This window comes from Limosilactobacillus reuteri, assembly GCF_020785355.1.
GTDB lineage: Bacteria > Bacillota > Bacilli > Lactobacillales > Lactobacillaceae > Limosilactobacillus > Limosilactobacillus reuteri_I.
In genome coordinates this window covers 65,531-90,001 of record NZ_JAJGVH010000083.1, presented here as the reverse complement: position 1 = coordinate 90,001, position 24,471 = coordinate 65,531, and the positions used below count along the sequence as shown (strand labels likewise).

General features: G+C 35.0%; 25 protein-coding genes and 3 pseudogenes. 17 read left to right on the top strand and 11 right to left on the bottom strand.

Annotated elements, in window-relative coordinates; genetic code table 11:
- Positions 1–188: 188 nt before the first annotated feature.
- Positions 189–611, bottom strand: a complete 423-nt coding sequence (locus LMB56_RS09815; RefSeq protein ID WP_225355628.1) for a YjdF family protein — start codon at positions 609–611, stop codon at positions 189–191.
- A 217-nt stretch (positions 612–828) separates the two neighbouring features.
- Between LMB56_RS09815 and LMB56_RS09810 the strand changes: the two genes are divergently transcribed.
- The 4 genes from LMB56_RS09810 (at position 829) to LMB56_RS09795 (ending at position 3,263) form a co-directional block, all read left to right on the top strand.
- The gene (locus LMB56_RS09810) at positions 829–1,446 is read left to right on the top strand and encodes an SAP domain-containing protein (protein WP_229284194.1); all 618 of its coding nucleotides are present in this window, start codon (positions 829–831) and stop codon (positions 1,444–1,446) included.
- A 63-nt stretch (positions 1,447–1,509) separates the two neighbouring features.
- Entirely contained in the window at positions 1,510–2,004 is a 495-nt protein-coding gene (locus tag LMB56_RS09805; RefSeq protein WP_229284195.1) for a cysteine hydrolase family protein, read from the top strand.
- A 138-nt stretch (positions 2,005–2,142) separates the two neighbouring features.
- Positions 2,143–2,679, top strand: coding sequence for a TetR/AcrR family transcriptional regulator (locus tag LMB56_RS09800; RefSeq protein WP_229284196.1), 537 nt, complete (start codon positions 2,143–2,145; stop codon positions 2,677–2,679).
- A complete protein-coding gene (locus LMB56_RS09795; RefSeq protein ID WP_229282045.1) occupies positions 2,679–3,263 on the top strand; it encodes an NAD(P)H-dependent oxidoreductase in 585 nt (194 codons plus the stop codon). The genes LMB56_RS09800 and LMB56_RS09795 overlap by 1 nt, the downstream gene beginning before the upstream one ends.
- Here LMB56_RS09795 and LMB56_RS09790 read toward each other — a convergent pair.
- On the bottom strand, positions 3,260–4,915 hold the full coding sequence (locus LMB56_RS09790; RefSeq protein WP_229282061.1) for an MFS transporter: 1,656 nt from the start codon (positions 4,913–4,915) through the stop codon (positions 3,260–3,262). The genes LMB56_RS09795 and LMB56_RS09790 overlap by 4 nt on opposite strands.
- A gap of 159 nt (positions 4,916–5,074) precedes the next feature.
- Here LMB56_RS09790 and LMB56_RS09785 point away from each other — a divergent pair, with 159 nt between their 5' ends.
- The 4 genes from LMB56_RS09785 (at position 5,075) to LMB56_RS10610 (ending at position 8,945) form a co-directional block, all read left to right on the top strand.
- The gene (locus LMB56_RS09785) at positions 5,075–5,596 is read left to right on the top strand and encodes a PadR family transcriptional regulator (protein WP_094532664.1); all 522 of its coding nucleotides are present in this window, start codon (positions 5,075–5,077) and stop codon (positions 5,594–5,596) included.
- Positions 5,597–5,825: 229 nt separating this feature from the next.
- Positions 5,826–5,945 (top strand): AbrB family transcriptional regulator, encoded by a 120-nt coding sequence (locus LMB56_RS09780; protein ID WP_143451291.1) that lies wholly within the window; start codon positions 5,826–5,828, stop codon positions 5,943–5,945.
- Positions 5,946–6,270: 325 nt separating this feature from the next.
- Entirely contained in the window at positions 6,271–7,887 is a 1,617-nt protein-coding gene (locus LMB56_RS09775; protein ID WP_229284197.1) for a plasmid pRiA4b ORF-3 family protein, read from the top strand.
- An 83-nt stretch (positions 7,888–7,970) separates the two neighbouring features.
- Positions 7,971–8,945, top strand: a complete 975-nt coding sequence (locus tag LMB56_RS10610) for a GNAT family N-acetyltransferase (RefSeq protein WP_229284198.1) — start codon at positions 7,971–7,973, stop codon at positions 8,943–8,945.
- 140 nt (positions 8,946–9,085) lie between these two features.
- On the opposite strand, the gene LMB56_RS09765 is transcribed toward LMB56_RS10610, so the two are convergent.
- The gene (locus tag LMB56_RS09765; RefSeq protein WP_229284199.1) at positions 9,086–10,204 is read right to left on the bottom strand and encodes an ATP-binding protein; all 1,119 of its coding nucleotides are present in this window, start codon (positions 10,202–10,204) and stop codon (positions 9,086–9,088) included.
- Positions 10,205–10,334: 130 nt separating this feature from the next.
- On the opposite strand from LMB56_RS09765, the gene LMB56_RS09760 reads away from it, so the two are divergent.
- On the top strand, positions 10,335–10,658 hold the full coding sequence (locus LMB56_RS09760) for a multidrug transporter (protein ID WP_229284200.1): 324 nt from the start codon (positions 10,335–10,337) through the stop codon (positions 10,656–10,658).
- A 789-nt stretch (positions 10,659–11,447) separates the two neighbouring features.
- On the opposite strand, the gene LMB56_RS09755 is transcribed toward LMB56_RS09760, so the two are convergent.
- Together LMB56_RS09755 and LMB56_RS09750 are read right to left on the bottom strand one after the other, a co-directional pair.
- Positions 11,448–12,278 carry an Rpn family recombination-promoting nuclease/putative transposase gene (locus LMB56_RS09755; protein ID WP_229284201.1) on the bottom strand — a complete coding sequence of 277 codons (831 nt, stop codon included), beginning with the start codon at positions 12,276–12,278 and terminating at the stop codon, positions 11,448–11,450.
- 77 nt (positions 12,279–12,355) lie between these two features.
- Positions 12,356–13,537 carry an ammonium transporter gene (locus tag LMB56_RS09750; protein WP_107721448.1) on the bottom strand — a complete coding sequence of 394 codons (1,182 nt, stop codon included), beginning with the start codon at positions 13,535–13,537 and terminating at the stop codon, positions 12,356–12,358.
- Between the two features lie 225 nt (positions 13,538–13,762).
- Between LMB56_RS09750 and LMB56_RS09745 the strand changes: the two genes are divergently transcribed.
- From LMB56_RS09745 to LMB56_RS09725, 5 genes and pseudogenes are all read left to right on the top strand, one after another.
- Positions 13,763–15,094, top strand: coding sequence for a dihydrolipoyl dehydrogenase family protein (locus LMB56_RS09745; protein WP_229284202.1), 1,332 nt, complete (start codon positions 13,763–13,765; stop codon positions 15,092–15,094).
- Between the two features lie 154 nt (positions 15,095–15,248).
- Positions 15,249–15,962 (top strand): B3/B4 domain-containing protein, encoded by a 714-nt coding sequence (locus LMB56_RS09740; RefSeq protein ID WP_229284203.1) that lies wholly within the window; start codon positions 15,249–15,251, stop codon positions 15,960–15,962.
- A 93-nt stretch (positions 15,963–16,055) separates the two neighbouring features.
- Entirely contained in the window at positions 16,056–16,595 is a 540-nt protein-coding gene (locus LMB56_RS09735; RefSeq protein ID WP_229284204.1) for a hydrophobic protein, read from the top strand.
- Positions 16,596–16,678: 83 nt separating this feature from the next.
- Complete coding sequence (locus LMB56_RS09730) at positions 16,679–17,332, top strand: nitroreductase (RefSeq protein WP_229284205.1); 654 nt, start codon at positions 16,679–16,681, stop codon at positions 17,330–17,332.
- A gap of 14 nt (positions 17,333–17,346) precedes the next feature.
- Positions 17,347–17,805, top strand: a pseudogene (locus LMB56_RS09725) (methylated-DNA--[protein]-cysteine S-methyltransferase).
- A 54-nt stretch (positions 17,806–17,859) separates the two neighbouring features.
- On the opposite strand, the pseudogene LMB56_RS09720 reads toward LMB56_RS09725, so the two are convergent.
- A pseudogene (locus LMB56_RS09720) lies at positions 17,860–18,045 on the bottom strand (LLM class flavin-dependent oxidoreductase); the annotation flags it as partial.
- A 47-nt stretch (positions 18,046–18,092) separates the two neighbouring features.
- A complete protein-coding gene (gene tnpA / locus LMB56_RS09715) occupies positions 18,093–18,542 on the bottom strand; it encodes an IS200/IS605 family transposase (RefSeq protein WP_229284206.1) in 450 nt (149 codons plus the stop codon).
- Between the two features lie 74 nt (positions 18,543–18,616).
- On the opposite strand from tnpA, the gene LMB56_RS09710 reads away from it, so the two are divergent.
- Positions 18,617–19,867: an RNA-guided endonuclease InsQ/TnpB family protein gene (locus tag LMB56_RS09710; protein ID WP_229284207.1), complete on the top strand. Its 1,251-nt coding sequence runs from the start codon at positions 18,617–18,619 to the stop codon at positions 19,865–19,867.
- Between the two features lie 176 nt (positions 19,868–20,043).
- Here the strand turns inward: LMB56_RS09710 and LMB56_RS09705 are convergent.
- A pseudogene (locus tag LMB56_RS09705) lies at positions 20,044–20,445 on the bottom strand (LLM class flavin-dependent oxidoreductase); the annotation flags it as partial.
- A 248-nt stretch (positions 20,446–20,693) separates the two neighbouring features.
- Between LMB56_RS09705 and LMB56_RS09700 the strand changes: the two are divergent.
- Positions 20,694–21,617, top strand: coding sequence for a peptidoglycan recognition protein family protein (locus LMB56_RS09700; protein WP_229284208.1), 924 nt, complete (start codon positions 20,694–20,696; stop codon positions 21,615–21,617).
- A 6-nt stretch (positions 21,618–21,623) separates the two neighbouring features.
- Here LMB56_RS09700 and LMB56_RS09695 read toward each other — a convergent pair whose 3' ends face one another.
- Together LMB56_RS09695 and LMB56_RS09690 are read right to left on the bottom strand one after the other, a co-directional pair.
- Positions 21,624–22,070, bottom strand: a complete 447-nt coding sequence (locus tag LMB56_RS09695) for a DUF3021 domain-containing protein (RefSeq protein WP_003664438.1) — start codon at positions 22,068–22,070, stop codon at positions 21,624–21,626.
- Entirely contained in the window at positions 22,067–22,501 is a 435-nt protein-coding gene (locus tag LMB56_RS09690; RefSeq protein ID WP_229274520.1) for a LytTR family DNA-binding domain-containing protein, read from the bottom strand. The genes LMB56_RS09695 and LMB56_RS09690 overlap by 4 nt, the downstream gene beginning before the upstream one ends.
- Before the next feature lie 200 nt (positions 22,502–22,701).
- Here LMB56_RS09690 and LMB56_RS09685 point away from each other — a divergent pair, with 200 nt between their 5' ends.
- Positions 22,702–23,256, top strand: coding sequence for a hydrophobic protein (locus LMB56_RS09685; RefSeq protein WP_229284209.1), 555 nt, complete (start codon positions 22,702–22,704; stop codon positions 23,254–23,256).
- Between the two features lie 38 nt (positions 23,257–23,294).
- Here the strand turns inward: LMB56_RS09685 and LMB56_RS09680 are convergent, their stop codons facing one another.
- Positions 23,295–24,470 (bottom strand): MFS transporter, encoded by a 1,176-nt coding sequence (locus LMB56_RS09680; RefSeq protein WP_229284210.1) that lies wholly within the window; start codon positions 24,468–24,470, stop codon positions 23,295–23,297.
- Position 24,471: the final 1 nt, after the last annotated feature.

The following is a 24,471-nucleotide window of genomic DNA, read 5'->3' as shown; positions in this document are numbered from 1 at the left end:
TTGACTAGGCGATAAACTAGATGTTCATCAAAATCAACTAAACCATATTTATACAGGGTTTTAATTTTATTTTTTGAAATATTAGTTGATGATTCCAATTTTATACTATAAGCAAACCGAGCTGTTTTTGTCATAATATTTAAAAATAAAACGCATGGTTATCCTTAAATGGCAACCACACGTTGATATTAATGACCACGATGTTTTTCACGACGCTTTGCTACTCTTTTTTGATAACGAAGGTTGTTTGTCAATCGTTTTTCAGCAGAGTGCTTGGCTTTTCGTACTTTTTTCTTTTCTTCAAATTGTTTTTGTAAAGTATTTTGAGCTTTAGTGCTAATGCCTTGATGCTTTATTACCTTATTAGCCAATCGCTGGGCACGTTTGGGATTAACATGTTTAAAATTTATTTGTATTTTATCTGTTACGTGGTGAAAATGAAACCGCTGATAATCATTATTAACTAGTTTCAGAATTAATGATGTCTTTGGTTCAGAGCTACCAAGTATAACAGATGCAACTGAGTAATCTTTTCCATTGTGACACTCCAAGACAGCTTTATAAAAGCTACCATCAAAAACAATTGTTAGACAAGATCGAATAACCATCATGTCCCCTCCTTAAGATAAATTATGAAAGAGGGACATCCCGGAGAGGAAGGATACTGATCAGCTTGAACTGATGCTCGGACTACCAACCGAACTGTGTTTTTACTTTCTAAGGTGTATAATATCATAGTTGGATTACAGCTTGTATAAATTTCAGCTCTTTGAATATAAAATTTAGATATCCATAGAAATTAATATATTTTAAGCGAGGCTATTTGAGATGAAAATACCTCATACTCTTTCTGAATTTGAACAAACCTATTATTATAAAACTGAATTAGTAAAATTATGTCGGCAATTGAAATTACCTACATCAGGAACAAAGGCAGAACTTAACTCATATATTAGGGAATGTTTGAATGGAACACCTGCCACTCAAATTAAACCTTTACGGAGCAAGAAAAGTCATTGTCCTTTAGCCTATGAAGAAATTAATCTTGATACCAAGTTGCTTGATTCTGGATTTAGTTTTAATCAGGAAGCACGTAAATGGTTTGCAGATTATTTTGGTGTTAAAAGATTTTCATTTAGTAAGCAAATGGCTATTATCAAAAGAAAAGCCGAAGCAGAGCATGATACAGAAATGACTGTTGGCGATTTAATTCTAGAGATGCAAAATTGGGATCAAAGCAAAACGAATTTATCTGTAGAAGAAGGAACATATCAATGGAATAATTTTGTGCGAGATTTTTTTAAAGACCAAGCTACTGCTCAATATAGACACAGATTGAAAGTGGCATCAATTTTATGGAAGAAAGTACGGATGTCCCAAAAAAGCAAAATCTATCATCACGATTTGCTAAAGAAGTATGATAGGGAAATTAAAGAATATAAATAGAAAGATTCACATTTTAACATTACGGGATTTTTTTGAACCATTAATTGTTAATAAGGAGACTATATGGCTAAGTCAGCTCTTATAATAATAGATTTACAAAATGGTGTTTGTAAATCAGATCAAGTTATTTTTAACTATGAAAATTTAATATCAAAAATAAATAGACGTATTGATTACTATCGGAGCCAGAATTTTCCAATTATCTTTATCCAGCACGAAGATAATTTCCTTCAAAAAAATTCTACTGCTTGGCAGCTTGTGTCCGATTTGCATTATAAGAAAAACGATATTTTGCTGAGTAAAAAGCATCCTAATTCTTTTTATCAAACTCATCTAGAGAAAATTTTAGAAAACTTAGGTATTAATAATTTAGAAATTTGTGGAGCTCAGACTGAATACTGTGTTGATGCAACAATTAAAATGGCACATGGATTAGGATATCAAGTAATAATGCAACACAACACTAGCAGTACATTTGATAATAAATATATGACAGCTGAAGATACTATCAATTTTTTTGAAAATATTTGGAATAATAGGTTTCTTACATTTATTTGATTTGAAGTGAACATTCATATTTTGAAAGTCATCATTTTTGAATTCAATGTTGTATTCTAAGATGATGACTTTCTTTACATTTTCTGATAACAGTGTTATTTTAAATTGTAAATAACACTGTTATCAGGAGCAACGTAAATGAATGATAAAATCGAAGAAAAAATAATAAAAGCAACAATTAATTTTATTCGTACAAATGGTTATCAAACCGTTTCACTGCGTAAAATTTCTCAAGCAGCCGGAGTTACAACAGGGGCGTTTTATAAGCGCTTCAAGAATAAGGATGTTTTATTTTATCGAACAGCGATGATTTTATCGCAGCAGTTTCTTACTAAGTTATCAATTAACAGTGAATTATCTGCTTTTGATCAGATCCTACAAATTGTACAACAGTTTTGCAAAGAATTTCAAGAACAGCCACAAGTAATGGATTTCCTGTTCTTTAATCCAACAATTATTCAGGTTTATCAAACAGAGAACGATGATTTTAATTTTTTGAAAGAGATTAAACACTTAGCCCAACAAGTGAATCCAGGAATTCTGAATGATCGGCAATTTTTTGAACAGCTATGGTCTTTCATCCAGGGGTATTCGCTATTAATCAAAAATGGTGTCACTACTTATGAGCCCCAAGTCGTTAAAGTAACCCTCAATCAAATGGTAGGAGGAAAATAATGGATACATTAATCATTTATTGTCATCCTTATCCGCAAAGTTTTAACCATGCGATCCTTCAAGCAGTTCAGAATAATTTAAAATCAAAGAATATTGAATTTACAACTATCGATTTATATGCTGAGCGCTTTAGCCCCGTTTATACGAAAAAAGACCTGTCGCTTTTTCATATAGGAAAAACAACAGATCCATTAGTCGTAAAATATCTCAATTTATTAAAACAGACAAAAACAGTAATCTTCATTACCCCGATCTGGTGGAATAGCATTCCAGGAATGTTAAAGGGTTTTATTGATAAGGTAATGATGGAAGGTAAGGGACTTTCACATACTGTTAGTAAAGTTGGCGTAAAAGGAGAATTAACTAATATTCAGCAATGTTATGTTTTAACGACTTCAAGCTCTCCAACGTTTTATATTAAATATTTAAATGGTAATGCGATTAAGAAAATTTTTATTAATCAAACTTTAAAGCAACTTGGCTTTCAAAATTGTCAATGGCAAAATTTTGGAATGGTTTCCGATTCATCGGTGAAACGACGTAAAAAATATCTTGCTAGAATCCAACAAGAACATTTTGTTTAGTATGAGGTCTTATTTTTCTTTCTTGGAAAAAGTAAACTAGTTAATATAGAAAGTGCAACAAAAATAATTGAATATTTATATAATTTAGTAAAAGCTTTTCCATATTCATTTGTGGCAAAGCTTTTTATTTTAGTAATTGTAAGATTAATTTGCTTATTTAGATTATTTAATCTTTTATCTACTTTTGCTTGCACTTGAGAATAGATTTTTACCTTAGCTCTTTTGGGTAGCGAAGTAGGCTGGGATAATAGAGCATTTTCATAATTTTTGTGAATAAGTAGCTCTCTTTCATTAGAAGTAAAATGTTTCCCTGAGCTATCATTAGCTGAATGGGATAGGGAATAAATTGACTTATCAATTACAGCTTGCTTTTTTAATTGAGGAATGTTTAAAGTAGCTACTTCACTTTTAATATACTTAACTGAATTATGTTTTGCAGTGACTAAATTTCCATAAAGTCCTGTTACATAAATTGCGATTGCTAAGGAGATACCAATTTGTCGAAGCACGCCAGCAACACTTTGAGATGCATTTAATAGTGAGCCTTTGAAGTCTGAAGCGGCTAAAACTGTAATCGGACCTGCAATTATCCCATATCCTATTCCTAGGATAAGACATGTGATAATGACTAAAGCTAAATTGTTCATATTAATAGTTGCGAAAAGAATAAAGCTAATCGTCATTAATAAAAATCCAGTAGCAATTACCGCTCGTGATCCTAATTTATCAATTAGTATGGCTGCCAAGGGCGAAAAAATAAAAATCATTCCAGTAATAGGAGTAATTAGTAGCGCTGCCTCTAACTCAGTTTTGTTTTGAATTTTAACAAAGTAAGTTGGGAGAACAACGGTGACAGCAACTAAGAAGAGATTGCTAAGAACAATTGTAATAGCTGATCCTGTAAATTCGCGATTTTTAAAAAGTTCCAATGGAATCATTGGATATTTAGTTTTATTTTCATGAATTATAAACAAAACTAAAGTGATAGCAAAAAAGGTAAGGAGACTGATAATTCTTACACTTACCCATCCCCATATACGTCCTTGTACTAAAGAAAGAGTCAATGAAAATAAAGAGATCATGCTTAGAAGAGACCCCCAAAAATCAATCGGTTCTTTTTTAGGAGTTTCATGTAGTTCTAATGTAGATAAACAAATAGAAAACGAAATAATGCTCAATGGAATATTGATAATAAAAATCCATCGCCAAGATAAGAATTGTGTTAATACTCCACCAATTACTGGCCCTAAAGCAGCAGCTAATCCTTGAGTGATTCCTAAAATAGCAATTACTTTCTTTCTAGTAGCAAGATCGGTAGAAGCAATACCAATCGACATAGACAATGGAAAAACAATTGCTGCGCCAATACTTTGTAACGCACGCCCAAGAATTAGAATTGGCAATGTTTTGGCAAGTGCAGAGAAAGTTGATCCTACAATAAAAATTATTAGACCGCTAACATAGGTTTTATTAATTCCTAAACGTTCAGCAATCTTACCAAGTGGAATAGTAAGAGTTGCAAAGAGAATAGTATATATATTAAGTGCCCAAGATAGATTATTTAATTTAACATTTAGACTAGTTTGAATAGTAGGAAGGGCAACATTCATTACAGTTGTATCGAGCATACATAGGAAAATGCCAATTGACATAGCGATAATGACAAAAACTTTTTTAGTATTCACAACATTTTCACTCCTTTATTATGAATATAGTTTATATTAACATTGTTAATATAAATGTCAATGATATTAAGAATGAAAATATTAGGTATAAATGATATGATTAAATAAAAAGAGGAGGATAAAAGAGTGAAAGGACGAGATGTAATCCTTGGAATTCTAAGGAATAAACCAAGAACTGGATATGAAATTAATGATATTTTACAAAATCAAATTTCTTATTTTTATGATGGAACTTATGGGATGATATATCCAACACTGAAAAAATTAGAAAAAGAGGAGAAAGTAAAAAAGGAAACTGTTATTCAGGAAGATAAGCCAAATAAAAATATTTTTTCGATTACTGATAAGGGGAGGGAAGAATTAAGAAAATATTTAGAATCAGATAAAGTTGAAGAAGTATTTAAATCTGATTTTTTAATGAAGCTATTCTTTGGCGACGATTATTTAAGTAAACAAAAAGTTATTGAGTTGATTAAAAGTGAGATTAAGGTTAAAGAAGACCAAATTAAGCGTTTAGAAAGTAGTTTGGAGCATTGGGAATTACAGGGAATTAGTAATCTTCAAAAAATAACAGTGGGTTACGGATTAGCTGAATATAGGGCAGTAGTTGAATATTTGAAAGAACAACTAAAGAAACTAGAAGATTAAGTTAGTAGAGCACCGCATTATCAAATTACATATTACTTTCCCAAAGAATTATCTCTTTGAATTGTTTCAAAACCCTATTTATTATATAAATAAGACGTAAAACGTAAGACATGAGATAGATTACTAGGAGGGATTATTATGACCAAGGCATTAACTAGTAAGATGTCACAAAAAAGCCCAAGTGGAAATTCCAGCAACTATTCGCAAAAAAATGAGCTTGCAAAAAGAAATGGAAGTGGCATTTGAGGCTAAGGATGCGCTTGATTGGGCTGATTTAGTCAAAGTGATTCCGGTAGAAGATGTTAAAATTGATGAGAATGGTCAATATGATTCCCTAAAGTATCCGTAATTTCATGATTAGATAATTAACGGATAATAAAATCAATGAACATTCACAAACAGTCTTATATAGATACACATAAAATGTATGGACTAACTAAGAAATAGATCTTTAGTCGATAACCGATTGGTAAGTTAATGAATATTGATCGTATAGGTTTGTTTGAATTTATCAGTCAGTTGAAAAATTGCTAATGAAGATCCCACTTCAGTTTTGTTCGAGTAGACTAGTTTATTGAAAAAATTCATGGTATCAACTTATTTGAGTATTTAAATACCCACAAGAGCGAATAAAATTCATTTCTCACACATTCAAAAATAAAGGAGTAGCAATCATGGCACAGTTATTTTATAGTCCTGACCTGGCTGATCGACTACCTCATAATACTGGTAAGATTAGCCAAAAACCTTTACGACGGTGGCAGCTTAGTCCGGTAAAGATTGATAATAAAACATACTACCTATATGTAGAAGAGGAAACTGGTTTGCCAGTCTTTACTGACAAATTAGGCGAGGGTAAATTTAGTCAGGTTGCCATTAACTTTCTAAATGAAATGCCCTTTTTGGTTGATCCGCAACGTACTTGGTTAATGCAAAATGTTTTTTCATTTAATTTATACCGGCCAACCCCATCTGCTGAAAACGAAAAACTTAAAAATTATTTGCAGATAATTGCTAGCCACCAAGCAGAATTTAAGGAAACCCTTAACGATAATGATGATTTTTCATCAACTGAGGATTTCAATGATCTTGTCTACTTGTTATTAGCTTTATCTGGAAACGATCAGGAAGTTTTAATGCAATTTTGCCAATTGGTTAATGAAGAACATTCAGTGAAGGTGAAAGCTCCACGACCGGGGGCCAAATATTGTACTATCAAGCCACAATTTAAAGATCCTCGTATTTGGGCGGATGACGAAGGAAAAACCTCAGCAGATAATCCAGCAACAGTTCAAGCGATTAGCCAAAACAACCAGCAAATGATTGACCAGTTTATCGCCAGTGCTGATAGTCAGTTAATGGGGGATGATAAGACTGCTCGTCGTATCTTGGACCAATTTTTGAACCATTTCATGTTAAAAAATAAAATTTGCACCGTCACTACTAACCTAGCTGCGCCAAACATCTTTTTCGCTGGAACGTTAGATCAAATTGATGAGGATCTTCTTTCTGCTACGTTATCCAATTTTTATGTTTTTCTAAGTCACACAGGGATCGTGAGTCAATCAGCCGCTAGGGATGTTGCAGACTATCTAGATACAAGCTACGATATTATCTATGGAGAACCAGAATTAGCTATGCCAGAAGATGACTATCAAGATTCTCTTATTCAGCAGTTGCTTGACGAACTAGCTCCAGCACAAGCAGATATACCAGCGAATGTTAGCAACCGTCAATTGATTAATCCGCAAAACTATGACCAGGCGTATGTAATTACTGCTAAATTAGCTGATTTTAAACCGCTAGCAAGCCGTACGTTCGTGATTAAGGGTAGTAGTACAATTGAGGAACTCGCTGAAACAGTGATTTTGATGTTTCATGGTGACTTGGCACACTTGTATGATGCAATTAATGAACAGACTCAGGAATTTTATACTCAGTCAGCGGATTTTGTGCCAGGCAGGATGACAAAAGTTAAACTTGATCTAGCAACGGTCTCATTATTAAATGAAAAAGATAAATTAACTATTCATTATGACTATGGGGACGGCTGGGAGTTTAAACTTCATGTCCAAAAAATTCAATCAGTTACTAATGAGGAACTACCACATGTTCAAAAAGCCCAAGGTTATGGTATTGTTGAAGATATTGGTGGTGTCGGTGGTTTAGAACAGTATTATGATGATTACCAAAAAGGGCAAATTGATCCTGACCTTTTAGAATGGTTAGGTGGAGAAGCAATTGACCTCAATGCTGTAGACATCAACGAATTAAACCAGTTAATTAAATAATTCGCCTCACCATCTTTGAACGTGAACTTTATGTAACGTTGAAAGATGGTGATTTACTAACGGAAAAGGGTAGGTGATTAGGGATGCGGAAAGTAATACTATTTATCGCACTAAGTCTTGACGGATATATTGCTGATAACAATGGTGAAGTTGATTGGCTTCATGGTCATGGTGACGATAGTAATAACCCAGATACATATTCAGAATTTATCAAGGATATTGATACAGTGCTGATGGGGTGGAACACATATCATCAGGTAAGAACAGAATTGTCCCCTAATAAATGGGTATATGAAGATTTGCAATCATACATTTTTACCCATCGTCAAGAAACTTCAACCGATAATATTCATTTCACGGCAGAACAACCTGCTGAATTAGTTAAGCAACTGAAGCAGCAATCAGGTAAAAATATTTGGATTTGTGGTGGAGCTAGTTTAGTTCAACAACTTGCACAACAAAATTTGATTGATGAATATTACCTGACCATCGTTCCTACATTGCTTGGCCAGGGCATACGCTTATTTAACACTTTGCCTAATCCAATTAAGCTGCGGTTGCTTGAGACAAAAAGTTATAATGGATTTACTGAGTTAAGATATCAGCAAAAGGCGGAAATAACTATTAGAAAATTTAAGGCGAGTGATCTTGATCAAGTCATGGAAATTTGGCTGAGTTGTAATATTGAAGCACATCCATTTGTTAAGCAACAATATTGGCATGAGCATTTTCAAGAAGTTCGAAAGGCGTTATTGCAATCTAATGTATTGGTTGCAGAAAGTGGTGATCAGTTAGTTGGATTTGCTGGCTTGCAAGAAAACTACTTAGCAGGAATCTTTATCAAAAAAGAATTTCGAAATCAAGGAATTGGTAGTCAATTATTAACGGTAATTCAGCAGAATCACGCTTCGTTGACACTCCATGTGTATGTAAAAAATGAGTCAGCTTACTATTTTTATCAACAACATGGACTGAAAATTATTAAGAAACAAATAGATGAAACGGGAAATGAAGAATACCTAATGCAATGGAATAAAAACAGCACCCAGCTAAAATAGCTGAGTGCCTTACAATTCTATATTTATATTTTAACCACTTCACCATCTTTGAACGGGAATTGTAGGTAGTAATTTTTCAGAGTATTTAAAAAGTCACCATCTTGGACCCTATGTTGAGTTCCAGGATGGTGATTTTGTGATTAAATTAATGGATTATAGCGAATTGAATCTGGATTTTGTGTATCAGCTAGGTACTCTTTGAATAGTGGTAACTTGAACTTTACTTTTCCATTACCTGCGGGGATAATCAAGTCTTGTTGAATCATTCGTCGGCGGTACTGGTTAACGTAATTTTGCTGTTGCTTGGCTGACTTTTGATAATTCATCAAGTCAGCAATCTGGATTGTTGTCATATTATTGGCCGTGCCGACTAAATATTCCCGGTCGTGGTTGGAAAGATTATCAAAAATGATGTCATAACTCTGCGTAAATAAGTCTTGGACATATAGTGTCTTAATAGCATCAAATGTTTGTTGATTAGCAGGCTGTTGACTAATCATAGTGGCATTCCAAAGTTTATAACCAAGTAATTGAAAGCCGAAAGAATAGCCACCGGTTAGTTGAGCAATTTGATGGGTGACGACTGGGTCAAAATTGAGATGCTTTTGATATTCCATTTCAATCTCGTTGATATTTAACATGGTTGTTTGAATATGCCGAGCACGTTTTAAAAAGGTTAGTGTTTGATCATGCTCAATGTCATAGATCATTTTGGGTAGACCATCAGCGACTAAATAAAAATTAAGATTATGTCGCTTTAAATTTTGGAGAAGCTGGATAAATTCACGGGTATTTTCCTTATGATTAAATTCATCAATAAAAATAACGACGCGTTTATTAAGCTTGGTCAACATTGTCATAAAATTCTCAATATCTTGAGTAGTGTAATCCTCGTTAGTTTTGTTGAAACTAAGACCAAAGCCCATTACTGAAATTGAAGCAATCTTATCAGTAAGAGCGTGCATTTTGAAGATATTTTTAAGATTGTGCCCAAAGTTTTGAACCATTCGTTGATTATTATCAATCTCTACTACAAATGTATTAGGCAATTTCACTACTTGTTGCTCAATTTGGGTCAGGAGCGCAGTTTTGCCAGAACCGCGTAAACCCGTAATGAAAATTACTCGATTAGGATCATCGTATGCAATCGCTTGGGCAACTGATGTAGGACTTTCAAAATCACTTTGATAGTTGGGAAGGATAATTTGAGGTGGGGTCCCAAAGCTTGGGTCAAATGGATTTTTTTGCTTATTAATCATTTAGTTCACCTTATTTTTACATTCTTTTACATTTTGATTTTATTTTACATTTTTTTACATTTTAAAACAATTTTTTGCCCCTAAATTGAACTTTCTGGATATAATTAAAGTAAAAACGAGGTAAAGAGAAATGAATGATATCTCTAAAAGCGACTGGCAATTATTCAATAAGTTGCTCCCAGAATGGCAAGAAAGATATATGAATCGACTTAACCAAGAATACAAAAGAATACTAGATGGTGATGATTCGGCAACCAATAAATTTTGGAAGCTGGAAAAACGAATAAAGGCGGATCGAAAATCGCCGGGGGTTATTGTTGAAGTATCGAAAAGATCCATGTTTCAGATTTTATTGCAGTTAATCTTAGAGAAAGTAATTACAGATGAAGATTTAAATGGCTTTAGTGAAGAATTAAGAGATAGGATTAATGATGTTGTTAAACGATTTGGTTAGTCTAAAGTTTCGAGAATCTTGATGGGTAATAACAGTAAATAGCTAAAATGGAGTTTACTTACCTAGAAATAAGCAAAGAACAAAGACTGGTCTCCCCGCAATGGAATAAATTTTGATAAAAAGCTAAGTAATTACTAAATTCTTTAGAGACGGTGGTTGTTGCTTGGCTTTTTAAATTATGAATATCCTATAACTAATCTTCTGAAAATTAATTGACCACATTAATCTTTTTCAAATGCAGTATCTTGTTCATATATGAATTCTATATAATAAAAGCAGAAAATAATTGATACAAAATAGAAAGTCCAGATATAAGGGAGATTAGTTATGAACAGGAAACAACATCAGAAACCATTTTACTGCCGCCCATGGCTATAAATAGTAGTTACCCTATTACTAGTTGGTGGTGACTGGTTTATTAGTAACCATAATCAGTCGGCAGCCTCAATAAGCGAGCAACAGTCTCAGCAACCGAATAATGAGAAGAGTTATTCAAATAATAATAGTCAGACAGCTCCTTCAACAATTCAGCAGCCTAATAATGGAACGATAACCCCACCAAAGGAACCAGAACCATGGTATGATTCCGATAACTATGAACCGAATTCAATTATTGATGATAGTTCCGCAATGTATTGTTACTTGCCAGGACAATATCCTGATTATGGAATTGCTCCTGAAAATGTGGTTTATTTCGATTCATTAGCTGATGCCCAGGCAGTTGGGTATCGGACACATCAATAAAATAAGAGTGCTATACAAAAAGTTCATTTGTACGCACTCTTTTTATTATTCGAGAAATTTATCATATTCATCATCAGTTAAATTATATTTTTCCATAACTTTGTGTTTAACGATCTCTGGTTTAATATTGAGTTCGTAAAGAGAATCAATTAGCTTTTTTATGTCTTCCTCGCGAACTTCCATTTTAGCGTCCATCAAGTTTAATTCGTACTTCATAAAGCCATTTCTCCTTTCTGGATCTTGTTTGACTTTATCAATTTCGCCTTGAATTTGTGCAATAAATCTATTCTTATTGTCGCCTTGATTGCGCATTAAAGCAAGGAAGTTCTTAATCGGTTCATCATTTTTATCAAATTTTTTAGCAAGAGCATTGAAGATAACGACTGTCCGATTATCACCAAATTTTAGATTATGGTCTCTAGTACAAGTAAGATTAAATTCATATCGTGCCCATCCCTGCTTAAAATAATCAAAATTACAAAACATAATAATATAAGTAGGGTAATTATTGAGTACTGAGTAATTATCTCCAGGTCTTAATAGCTCATGATCAACTTGTTCTTGGTAATAACGTAAGCGTGCTGGTATGTTATTTTGATTATTAACTTGCATCTCAATGACAATGATATTATTTTTATCATCACGAACATAAACATCAAAGCGAACACAATGGGCACTAACGATATTAATATCTTTTTGGGTGTCTAACTGGATAATCTGTTTTGCTTTAATATTTGGCAGGGCTCTATTAATTAACTCTAAACAGATTTCTTTATTTTGCATTACTAGTCCAAACATTGGATCACTAGTAATTGTCATCTTTTGCCATTTGTCATAGATTAAGGCAATTTGTTCTTCTCGTGATAGATTATTCATAAATTTACTCCTTATGTATTTTTGCTTCTAAAGGAATATATACGTAAATAATCTAATTTTGCAGCAAAAATTTAAGTTCACTTACTTTGAATCGCCGCCAGTTTTTCATTATCAATCGAAACCGGTAAAACAATTGAGAGCAGTTTTATTAAGATAATATCCATCACACCGATAAATATAATTGTCAATAAGGTAACAAAGATTTGAACAAGCAAAAGGTGCAAACCACCACCAAATAAAAGCCCATTAGGTACTAGATGACTGATCTGATGGCTAGCAAAAATACCAGTTGCAATACTTCCCCAGATACCACTAACCCCATGGCAGCCGAATGCATCAACAACATCATCAATTGGCAGGTGTGGTTTGATCTTAGTAATAAAGTATTGGCTAACGATTGCACCGACTATTCCAATAATCATTGAACCACCTAGTGTAACGTAGCCTGCTCCAGGAGTGATTGCTACTAAACCGGTAATTGCACCGTTACAGACTCCAGCTAGAGTAACATGATTAAACTGATAACGATCCAATAACATCCATGTTACCATTGCACTTGAACATGAGATGGTCGTTGTTAACATGGCTTGTACGGCCGTATCATTAACGGCGAGGGCTGAACCAGCGTTAAAGCCGTACCAACCAATCCATAAAAGGGCTGTTCCAATTAATACCCACGATAAATTATTGCGTTGAGAATGAACATCTTTCCGTCGACCAACCCAAGCTGAAAGGATTAAGGCCGTTATCCCCGCATTTACATGAACAACTAATCCACCAGCAAAGTCAACTGCCCCTAATCTTGCTAATAGTCCATGTGGTGCCCAAACCATATGGACAAGGGGGTAGTAAACAAAGATAGACCAGCAAATGGTAAACATTACTAAAAAATTAAAGCGTCCGTGGCCGACGACCGATCCACAAAAGATTGCCGGGGTAATAATTGCAAACATCATCATAAACATTGCATAATCGCCAATTGGAATACCGGTTTTAGTGATAGCATCGATTGGCACATGAATCATTAATATATTATTTAAATTTCCGACTATTCCCCAATGGTTACCGGAAAATGAAAGAGAATAGCCTACTGTAATCCAGAGAATCACGGCTAAACCACACATCATAAAAACAGTTAGCAACATGTTATTAGCATGGCGCCGATTGACTAGACCACCATAGAAAAAAGCCAGTCCTGGTGTCATCAATAACACGAGAATACTGGCGGTCATGATAAATAATGTATTAACTTTTAACATGTAGACCACCTCCTAATAATTAAAGGCTAATCTATCATTCTTGAATGGATCATACAATAGGTTAGACAAAATACTGTTAAATCATTAGTTGAATTCGCTTTCATGATGAAAGAGGATAAGTATTAATTGAGTTTTGATTAATATTTTTATACGACGAAACAAAATGTTTGTACTATTTTCACTACTTAAGTTACACTTGATTCAATAATGTAAGAATCTGGAGGGATGAACATGAAAAAGTATGACGATATTTTAATTGGATCTGGACCGGCTGCCTATAAGATGTCTAACCTCTTAGCTCAAACTGATCGTAGAGTATTGGTAATCGAAGGCTTCGAATATGGGGGTACTTGTCCTAATTATGGATGTGAGCCTAAAATTTTTCTGGAGGGAGCAACCCGGACTGTTCTCCAATCTCAGCAACTTCTTGGTAGAGGCATTAGTCAGCCCGCAAAATTAGATTGGGAAGCATTAATGCAGACTAAGCTTGAGCGGTTTGATCCATGGCCAGGCGAAACGCGCGATATTATTAAGAAAAATCACGATGTTGAAGACAGTTACGCAAGTTTTATTGATAACCAAACTGTTAGTGTAAACGGTCATCAATACCAGGCCGATCATATTATCATTGCGACGGGGCAAACACCAAATATTCTGGATATTCCGGGTAAAGAATATCTTCATACCAGTTATGACCTCCTCTCGTTAAAAGAACTTCCACAACGGATTACGATAATCGGTGCGGGTTTTGTGGGCTTAGAGTTAGCAACTCTTGTAGCAGCTGCTGGCGCTGAGGTAACAATCGTTGTTCATTCTGACCGTGTCCTTCATGAATTTACCAAGACGGAAGATGAAGCGCTAGTTAATGCGATGAAGCAACGGGGAATAAAATTTAGCTTTAATACTGATACGCAAAAAGTAAGTCAAGGTAAAGACGGCTTGCTCGTTACAACCGATCATGGCGAAATACAGACTGACTATGTACTTGATGCAACGGGTCGTCATCCCAATATCGAAAAATTAGCGCTTGAAAATACTGATATTGAATATAATCGTCATGGTATTAATGTCGACGGTCACTTGATGACAACGGTTGACGGTGTATACGCAATTGGGGATGTTGTTAATCGTCAACAGCCTAAACTAACTCCGGTTGCTGAATTTGAAGGCCAATATCTTTTTGACTATTTAATAGGTAAAACGGATCAAGATATTGTTTACCCGACAATTGGTCAAGCTGCTTTTACTTTTCCTGAAGTAGCTCGCGCTGGTGTTAATCCAGATGATGTTGTGAATGATTCCAACTATCAGATTAAGAAAGTTTCACTAAAATATGGTAGCCTTTACGCGGGTCAAAACGATCAAATCAGTACCCTTACCTTAGTCTTTAAAGATCAGCAATTGGTAGGTGCAAGTGAAATTGGCGATTACGCAGCTGATGATATTAATAACTTCTTGCCAATTATTGGTTTAAAGATAAATGGGAAGGAGTATCGCCAAAAAGTAATGGCGATTTATCCAACATTAGGTGATAAGGTTGCTGGATTGTTGCCTTAGGATTTTTTCTTGACGTCCTTAAAGCAACTTGATACAATATCTAAAAATTAAATAACCTAAGTTCAGAGGGTTTGTAAAAATTACAAGCTGGATAAGAGCGTTGTTACGGCAGCGGGTTTCTTATCCAGCTTTTTGTTTTTTTAGGAGGAAAATTATGAAATTTATTGTTGCACCAGAAATTTTTGAGAAATTACCAAACATGTATGTTGGCGTTGTAGTTGCTCATGGTATTGATAATCATCAAAAGTATTCAGAAATTGACAAGATGCTAGAAAAATACGAACAGCTTGCTCAGCAAAATTTTGCAGGGGTTAATGTTAAAGAACGACCAGAAATTATTCATTATAGGGAGGCATTTCGGCAACTAGGAATCAATCCTAATAAATACCCGTGCTCAGTTGAGGCACTATTTAAACGATTAGCAAAAGGAAAAGAGCTTCCTCATATTAATCCTTTAGTTGATCTTAACAATGCGGTTTCTTTGAAATATACTTTGCCGATGGGTACCCATAATTTGGATAATGCTTCAACTGATATTATGATGCGATTAGCTCAGCCAGAAACTGATGAATTTATTCCGCTGGGGAAGGGCAAAGATGACGTTGAAATTCCTGATGAAGGTGAAGTCGTATACGCAGTTGGCAATGAAGTATGGACAAGACGGTGGACTTGGCGACAAAGCGATAAGGGAAAAATTACCCCGGATACGACCAGTGCCTTTTTCCCGATTGATGGTTTTGTCGATGTAAATAAAGATGCTGTTGACCGGGCAGTTGCTGACTTATCTGCTCAACTAGAAGAACTTTTTAACATGAAGATCCAGAGTGGAATTGTTGATCAAGCACATCAAAGCTTTGCATGGAAATAGGAAACTCATTATTTTCTCCTAAATAGGGTGAGAATTAAAAAGTAAGATATAGTAGAATACAAATACAATCTTAAAAGTTAGGGTATATTATCAATGATTATATTTGTAATTCTATTAATCTATAAATTCATTAAGGGAACATTTGAATATGAAAAGGTAACAAGGTTTGAGTTAATAATTATCCCCATGTATTCCGCAATTATGATGGCCTTGAGCCTAGAAAACGTAAGATCTTTAACGGCAGCTGGACTTACAATTATTCTTCTAATCTTAGGAGTTTCGATTGGCTTTCTACAAGCAAGCAAAACGCAAATTAAAGACACCAATAAACTAGATTCCCACCAGCGGCCGATTTTAAAGGTTAAAAGGAATTGGCCGTACCTTGTAGGTTGGCTTGTTTCATTTGCGATTGGGATTAGCGTTGAAGTGTTTTATGGTGCACATATTAACGCTACGGAAATATCACATGAACTGTTTGAAGAGGTCCTTAAAGACTTATCTACTATCGCCTTTTTCCGCAGTCACAACGCCTGGTTCATCTGGGTGTTAAATGTCGCAACTAGTTTTACCTATGGGGCCTGCTTAATGGTTCGTTATCCCAAGATTAGGGAAGCGGTGCGGCGAACGAAATAAAGTGACCAATACAAGATCTTATTAAAGTAAACCTAAATATGCTAAACTTTAGTAAGAGTATGTAATTTAGGAGGAATCATCTAATGGATTTACAAGATGCAATTAATCAACGCCATTCAATTCGTCAATTTACGGACAAACCAGTTGAAAAGAAGATGATTACTAAAATTGTTGAATTAGCTCAACGTGCTCCATCATGGGTAAACTCTCAACCTTGGCAAGTATATTGTGCGATGGGTGATACATTACAGGCAATTAAGAACGCTTATCGTGAGCAAGACATTGCCGGTAATCAAGGGAATTCAGATTTGCCAGTGATGAGCCGTGAAGATTGGGCACCGCAAACCCAAGATAATATGAAGCAATGGCGGCATGGAATTGTTCATCATTTTGCTAATTTTGATGAAGCTCATGAAAAGATGACAAATGCCAGCAATACTTTATATGATTCGCCGGTAATTCTTTATATTACTATTCCTAAAGCTTCACCAGATTGGTCGATTTTTGATGCGGGCTTGTTTGCTGAAAATATTATGTTAGCGGCAACTGCTTATGGCTTGGGAACGATTCCAACCTATAACAGCGTTCGTTTCCCAGCTATTCTTCACCAAACTTTGAATGTGCCAGACGATGAACGGTTTATCGTTGGTATCTCGCTTGGTTATTCGACTGATACGACAATTAATAGCTACCATTCAGAGCGTCGTCCTGTAAATGAAATTCTGCATTTTAACTAAAGAGAAAGGTCATAATGATTGCAAGTTTTAATTACTCGTCGCCTTTAGGAAAGATTGAAATTCAAGCAGATGAATATGGAATCACTGAAGTAAAATTTGTTGATCAATCTAAAGAGAATAATCTTAATCCTACTTATCCTCCAATTAAAGATGCCGTTAAATGGTTAGATGATTATTTCCTGGGAAATGTCCCTTTAACATATCCTCAGTTCCATTTGAACGGTACAGATTTTTAACAAAAAGTTTGGCAACAATTAAGACAGATTCCTTATGGGGCAACAGTGACTTATGGGCAACTAGCTAAGAGAATTAATAGTAGTCCACGGGCAGTGGGGAATGCTGTTGGTAAAAATCCAATTTTACTGTTTATCCCATGTCATCGTGTTCTTGGACAAAATGGTAAATTAACGGGCTATAGAGGTGGCCTTGAACGCAAAAAGAAATTGTTAGCAATTGAGAATATTAAGCTCTAGTAATAAAAAGACGTGGGTGAGAAAAAAGTGTTTTTTCCACTCACGTCTATCTTTTTATGCTTTCCATTTAATTGAAAAATCATTCAATTTGCTTTTATCTTTAAAATATTTTTTGACTTTTGGTACAACTTCTTTTCCATAAATTTCAATTGCTTTTAATACATCTTTATAGGGCATTGATGCAATTGGCAAGTGGAGGTAGAAACGCTTTAAGCCAAGCAATTCCATCATTTTAATGATATTCAGCCGAAAATCCCGTGACTTTAGTCATGGGATGGAAGGCCCTATCAAGCTCCGTAAGGAGCTTTTTTCATCTCATTGTATTTTTGATCGTTTATATATTTCTCGACTACTTCTTTACTCATATTACCTAATGTGCTCATGTAGTAACTAGGCGACCATAAATGACCACCCCAGTATTGGGACTGCCGAATTTCCGGGTGTCGATGCAAGAAAATAAAGGCGCTTCTGCCTTTGAGCGCTTTGATGGCGCTAGTCGGTGCCTTGCTAGGTGGAAAGTTAATTAAGACATGAACATAGTCAGGCATAACTTCCATTTTCTCAATTACGATTTTGTTATCCTCAGCTACTTGCCATAGGATCTCCTTCATTTCGTTCGATAACTCATCAGTAGTAAAAGTTTTATGACGATATTTAGTAACCCAAATTAGATGGAAATGGAAGTTATAGATATATCGTCTGGTATATACTGCATCTTTGATTTTATCTTTACTCATTTTATTGACCTCTATATTTATTATCATTGACATGTGATACAATATTATTATATCAATAAAGGAGGTGAAATTAAATGAAGTCAATGGCAAAAATGAAATATCATTATGGCCTGAAAATGCGTTGCTATCCTAGTGACCAACAAAAGCAGTTGATTAAAATTAATAGTGACGCTAGTCGCTTTATTTATAACGAAATGGTTGCGATCGGTAAGGAACTAATACAACTTCGCAGAGTTAAGCTGCCAATTGACACAGTTCAGGATCGTATTAAACAACTAACTATGCGCCAAAACGCTAAACAAATGTCTAATCACTATCAATTTTTAGAAGATAAACGAATTGACAGTTTAGCGAAAGCTAATGCCATTCAGAACTATCGAAAAGCTTGGAATGCTTTTCGGAAGGTTCACACCGCTGGTGTTCCTAAGTTTCATCGAAAAAGTTACCGCTGGCGTTATCAAACCAATTGTCAATACCCGGGGCAAAAGACCGCTTTGCTAACTAACGGTACAGTCTGTTTTCTAGATAATAACCATGTCAAAGTCCCTAAAATCGGACTGTTACGTGTTGCCGGTTCTCAAGCACGTCTTTTGAAGAGAATGTGTGAGACTAGAATTGGTACTGTGACGTTGACTAAAGATCCGGCGGATCACTTCTTTCTATCAATGCAACTAGCTTCAGATAAACCTTTCGTTAAAGAGTCCAAAACTAATCACGGACATATTGGAATTGATCTTAATACTGATAATTTCTTAACCGATAGTGAAGGTAACACAGTTCCTAATCCACAATATTATCGCACTATTAAAGGCAAATTAGCCAAAGAGCAGCGTATTTTATCTAGACGGCAACGGCGTGCAAAAAAAGAACATCGTTCTTTACGAGACAGTAAAAATTACCAAAAGCAACGCTTGTTAGTTGCTAAGCTTCATGCCAAAGTAATGAACCAAAGACATAATTTTCTTCAACAAATCTCTACTGCACTAATCAAGAACCACGATTTAGTAGTAGCTGAGGAGTTGCGTAGTAAGAATATGCTCAAAAATCATGCTTTAGCGCTTAGTATCTCTGACGTTGGCTGGCGTTCCTTTCTTGGCATGTTAGCATATAAAGCAGATCTGTATGATCGGCAATTTATCACAATCAGCCCAAGAAATACTACCCAAACATGTCACAATTGTGGCTTTGTGATGGGTACTAATGGCACGGACAAACTAACGTTAGCTGACCGCAAATGGACTTGTCCTAACTGTGGTACTTACCATATTCGTGACTGGAACGCAGCTAAAAATATTCTTGATAAGGGAACAGCTAAACTAGCCTAGCTTATCTGTCCCTATGGCAACCTGGGGACATAAAAGGCGTTGGTAATTAGACGACCACTACTTGATTACAGCCTCGGCTGGTCAAGCAAGTTGTCCCTATTTACGCAAATTGTGGTCTGAAATCCACGAGGATTTTCAGCTCACAAGCCACTAACTTTAGTCAGTGGTGGTTGACATAGTTCATCATAATTATCAAGATCATAACCAAATAAGTCAAAAGCTTCAGTAAATGATCCACGGCCAGCCATAATTTCAATTCTTCCAGAAGCCATTGCATCAATTGTAGCATATTGTTCAAAAACTCGAATTGGATCAATCGTTGGTAAATTAGTAGTGGCACTTGAAAGATGAATTTGTTTTGTTTTTGCAGCCGCCATCGCTATAATGGTTTCAGATGCTGAAACTGCAAAGTCTTTGCGGTGGTGCTCACCGATAGCATATGCATCAATTCCTACTTGGTCGGCCAATTCTACTTCTTCAATAAGATTTCTAATCCGTTCATCATGGCTAATTGCCTTACCTGTTTTTTCGAGCGGGGTCGTTTCACCAAAAGTTGAGATTCCTAATTCGACATTCATAATTAGTTGCTCCTTCCACTTACTTATTTTTTGTAAGTATATAATATCATAAATATTTTTATTTAACAATACCACTTGCATAGGTATTAATCACGTAAAGTGTGTGCTTGCTGTGGAGGTGATTAATAATTGGTAAATAAAAAAATGATCCCTTGCTTTCAGTATTGATGGCAAGGGATTTTTTAGCATTACTTATAAATAATTAGTTTTTCCTACAAAATTCAAATTTATTCGTTACAATAACTAGTATGGCAAAGAGAAAGAAAAAACAAAATTTAATATATCTATCACGTATTATAATCGTCGTAGCAATAATCGGTGGGAGTTGGTTTTATTCTCATCATACGCGGGAGGTCAGTAATTCATATGCTGTTAGTGAAACGGCTACGTTAAGCAGTGGCGCAAGAGTATATAATTCACTTTCAGCAATTCAACGCGCCAACCTGCCTGATCAAGCCTTAGTTAAAGTCAATCGCTACTATCTGACTTCTAATGATAACGATGATACTTACGCACGGATTACCTATAATGGAAAAAATTATTTTGTTCGGACCACCGATATTGAGTTGAAAATGAACAATGAAATCAATAGTTATCTTACTCAATCTGGTCTTCCACACGCTAAAATTACTAAACAAATTTCAAGTATATTTGAACAACGCGGGTACAGTACTTCATCTGGAAATCCTCGTGGGGTCGTAATTCACGATACGGGGAATGAAAATTCAACGATTAGTAGTGAAGTATCTTATATGAAGCAAAATTATAGTTCAACTAGAGTATTTGTTCATACATTTATTGATAATCAACAAATTGTTAATATCGCTGATACGAAATATATGGCAGAAGGAGCGGGACCATATGCTAATCCATACTTTGTCCAGTTTGAAATGCCTCATGAATATACCGCAGCATCTTTTGCAAACCAGCTTGGCAACGCTGCTTACTATACAGCCTATATCTTAAAACAGAATAATTTGCCCGTGACGAAGGGAACCAAGGATGGCGGGGGAACTGTTTGGACACATGCAATGATTTCAAGCTATCTTGGTGGAACTGATCACGAAGACCCGATTTCTTATTGGTCAACAGCGGCTCGTAAGCTATTTGGAACAACTTATAACATTAATAACTTTGTTGAATTGGTCCAGGCTTATTACAATCAAATGTGAGGGAAACTACTTTTTGATTTGCTGATTAATTGAGCGAATCTCTTTTTTTATCGAATACCAATTAAGACTCCAAATTATGGCATAAATTACAATAAAGATAAGCGTGAAAATAGCAAAATTAATCCAAGTCAGCGGGAACCAACCACATAGGATTGCTAATGGCGCAAAGCCAGCATAGTAAGCACAAAAATTAATGATCGTTTTCTTTAGCAGTGACCAATTTTTAAGTTCAAAAATTAAACTGCCAAACCCAAAAACACAGCCAATTAGCATCCATAAAATAACAGAAACAGTTACGCTGTTAAGGGGATGAGCGAATTGGTTAACAAAATTAGGGGATGATGGGTAGTAGATGGTACTGCCGTTAAGATAGTTGAAGACTAAAGAGATTGCTAGACCAATTAGAACCCCGATTCCTGAGAAACCAATCGTATATTTGACATATTTTTTCATAGTCCTAACCTCGCTTTCAAATTTTTGATTTTTCGTCGTGAAATCTGAATATGGCTACCATTCGTTAAAATTGCATCTATCAAGCCATTATCTAATAACTCAAGGTGATCAAGGTAATGATAATTAAAAACAGTGCTGCCAGATGCTTCAATAAAGTCATTTGGAAGATTACTTTTGAAGTGGGATAACCGTTCACGATAAAAGTAGGCATGATCTTTTGTTGAAATTTTAGTACCGGTCTTAGCGACAGTTAATTCAAAGATATCCGAGAATTTAATGGGGATGATTTGATCTGCGTCATAACACCATAATACTGGTTCGGTACTTGTAAAACTTTTTAGGAGGTTGCTAATTTGGGGATTCATTTCACGGACAAATAAATCGAGATGTTCCTCTTCAATATTAGGGTCGATATGGCAATTTACTTTCATAGTTCCCACTTCCTTTCTAATCTAAGTATATTATATTTATCACCGCTTATATTATATATGTAATAAGTGGTCAAAAATTTACAGCAAATGGTAAAATTCCTTAAATTATTGGTGTAAAGGAAATTCCTTTGCCTTATTATAAGTGTAATAGTGGAGAGTTATTAAAATCTATCCTATATTTATATTAGGAGGGATGTTTAATGACTCTCTTAATAATTTTTTGTTTATTGATTTTATATAATTTCATTAAAGGAACATTTCAATTAGAAACTGTGACTAAGACTAGTTTTATAATTATTCCGATTTATGCATTAGTTATGACCATTATTTCGATCTTTACGGAGCAACAGGAATGGCATTTGCTGGTTACAATTGTTCTAATTTTAATTGGCATCATGCTTGGCTGGTTTCAAACCTTTAGCGTTCGCATTGTAAAGACAGCGAAAAAAGATAAATATGGTAACCATATATTTAAATATCGGCGTGGTTGGGCCTATTTATATGGATTTGCCCTCGTATTTATGGTTGAAATTGCAACAGACCACCTTTTAGGGCTAAAGATGACATTCAAAGGACTATTATTTGACTTATTAGATGAAGTCTTACGAGAACGTTTTAAGTTTTTGCCAGATAATGGGTGGGTAATTTGGTTATTGCTCACAGTTACAACTGGTACGTATACCTTAATCCTGATTCGCCATTACCCCTGTATCAAAGAGGCATTAGTGTGGAAAAAATATGCTAAGAAAAAATAGTCAGGAAAAAACTAGCATTTTTTCACTGACCATTTTTGTTATTTAATAAAAGTGTGTTTTAGGCTCTTAAACAAGCCATAAATTGTTAATAATGTGAAGAAAATAGCAGACGAGAATAACGCTCCTCTTGCCGTATGATCGATAAGGGCAATTACCAGTGGTGAAATGGTACAGCCAATATCCATCATGATTAAGACAATGGTCGTCGAGAAGTTAACGGCATTTTTATCGCTAACATTATCAATCCATTTGAAAATAAAGGGCATCACAAGACCAAAACCACTTCCGAGAATGATACAACCAATTACTAATATCCAGAAATGGTGAGCGGTACTAATCAAGAAGAAGCCGCCCGCATTAAATGCTAAACAAAGTGGAAATACAAATTGATGAAGTCGTTGTTCAAGCCAATCAAAGGCCGCGCTAATTGGGATTCCAATGGCAGCAAGAAGGGCCAGCAAGAGAGAAGCAGTACTTTCATTCCCTAAACCGGCATCGACAATTAATGTCGGTAGTTTGTAGGCAAGCGCCATGTAAAAAATATAAATTAGCAAAACCATGATGCTAATCCAGATGATCACTGGGTGGACGAATTTAGTTAAATTATGCATTGATATTGAGCTATCTTTGTCCTTCCTAGTAGCATTTGGTAATTGTACCCAGATTTTGAAGGCAAGTAAAACCGGGATCGCAATAATATAAACAAGAAAGACAGCGTGCCACGATAAAGTGACTAAATAGCAGATTGCTAATGAGCCGACAACGTAACCTAAGTTGTTCATAATATTTTGAAAACCGATCATCCGATTCAATTCATGCTGATTGCCGGTATACAATTGCGGAATTAAGCTCACAGCTAACGAATTATAGCTCCCGATTCCGATTCCTAAAAAAATTCGTGAAATCAAAATTAGTAAATAATTATTTAAGATAACTGGCAAAGTACCCATCACGCCGACAATAAGCAGGCTAATAAGAATAATTCTTTTTTGGGACCATTTTCTGTTGAGAAAGGGACTGATTAATAATCCAAAAATCATACCAAGATTGGGAATAGTAGCAAGTAATTCAATCTTTACATGACTAATTGTGGGAAATGCGTGTATCATTAGCGGAAGGGCCGGCGAAATTACTGCCGACATCATTATGAATAATGAAATTGCTAAGAGTGATAGTTTAAAAGGTAAGCGGTGAATATTCGTATTTGATTTCATG

Coding starts and splice junctions, on each gene's coding strand:
- LMB56_RS09815 (WP_225355628.1), bottom strand. CDS start 611: ATGATGGTTATTCGATCTTGTCTAACAATTGTTTTTGATGGTAGCTTT.
- LMB56_RS09810 (WP_229284194.1), top strand. CDS start 829: ATGAAAATACCTCATACTCTTTCTGAATTTGAACAAACCTATTATTAT.
- LMB56_RS09805 (WP_229284195.1), top strand. CDS start 1,510: ATGGCTAAGTCAGCTCTTATAATAATAGATTTACAAAATGGTGTTTGT.
- LMB56_RS09800 (WP_229284196.1), top strand. CDS start 2,143: ATGAATGATAAAATCGAAGAAAAAATAATAAAAGCAACAATTAATTTT.
- LMB56_RS09795 (WP_229282045.1), top strand. CDS start 2,679: ATGGATACATTAATCATTTATTGTCATCCTTATCCGCAAAGTTTTAAC.
- LMB56_RS09790 (WP_229282061.1), bottom strand. CDS start 4,915: ATGTCAATTGGCATTTTCCTATGTATGCTCGATACAACTGTAATGAAT.
- LMB56_RS09780 (WP_143451291.1), top strand. CDS start 5,826: ATGGAAGTGGCATTTGAGGCTAAGGATGCGCTTGATTGGGCTGATTTA.
- LMB56_RS09775 (WP_229284197.1), top strand. CDS start 6,271: ATGGCACAGTTATTTTATAGTCCTGACCTGGCTGATCGACTACCTCAT.
- LMB56_RS10610 (WP_229284198.1), top strand. CDS start 7,971: ATGCGGAAAGTAATACTATTTATCGCACTAAGTCTTGACGGATATATT.
- LMB56_RS09765 (WP_229284199.1), bottom strand. CDS start 10,204: ATGATTAATAAGCAAAAAAATCCATTTGACCCAAGCTTTGGGACCCCA.
- LMB56_RS09760 (WP_229284200.1), top strand. CDS start 10,335: ATGAATGATATCTCTAAAAGCGACTGGCAATTATTCAATAAGTTGCTC.
- LMB56_RS09755 (WP_229284201.1), bottom strand. CDS start 12,278: ATGAATAATCTATCACGAGAAGAACAAATTGCCTTAATCTATGACAAA.
- LMB56_RS09750 (WP_107721448.1), bottom strand. CDS start 13,537: ATGTTAAAAGTTAATACATTATTTATCATGACCGCCAGTATTCTCGTG.
- LMB56_RS09745 (WP_229284202.1), top strand. CDS start 13,763: ATGAACATGAAAAAGTATGACGATATTTTAATTGGATCTGGACCGGCT.
- LMB56_RS09740 (WP_229284203.1), top strand. CDS start 15,249: ATGAAATTTATTGTTGCACCAGAAATTTTTGAGAAATTACCAAACATG.
- LMB56_RS09735 (WP_229284204.1), top strand. CDS start 16,056: ATGATTATATTTGTAATTCTATTAATCTATAAATTCATTAAGGGAACA.
- LMB56_RS09730 (WP_229284205.1), top strand. CDS start 16,679: ATGGATTTACAAGATGCAATTAATCAACGCCATTCAATTCGTCAATTT.
- tnpA (WP_229284206.1), bottom strand. CDS start 18,542: ATGAGTAAAGATAAAATCAAAGATGCAGTATATACCAGACGATATATC.
- LMB56_RS09710 (WP_229284207.1), top strand. CDS start 18,617: ATGAAGTCAATGGCAAAAATGAAATATCATTATGGCCTGAAAATGCGT.
- LMB56_RS09700 (WP_229284208.1), top strand. CDS start 20,694: ATGGCAAAGAGAAAGAAAAAACAAAATTTAATATATCTATCACGTATT.
- LMB56_RS09695 (WP_003664438.1), bottom strand. CDS start 22,070: ATGAAAAAATATGTCAAATATACGATTGGTTTCTCAGGAATCGGGGTT.
- LMB56_RS09690 (WP_229274520.1), bottom strand. CDS start 22,501: ATGAAAGTAAATTGCCATATCGACCCTAATATTGAAGAGGAACATCTC.
- LMB56_RS09685 (WP_229284209.1), top strand. CDS start 22,702: ATGACTCTCTTAATAATTTTTTGTTTATTGATTTTATATAATTTCATT.
- LMB56_RS09680 (WP_229284210.1), bottom strand. CDS start 24,470: ATGAAATCAAATACGAATATTCACCGCTTACCTTTTAAACTATCACTC.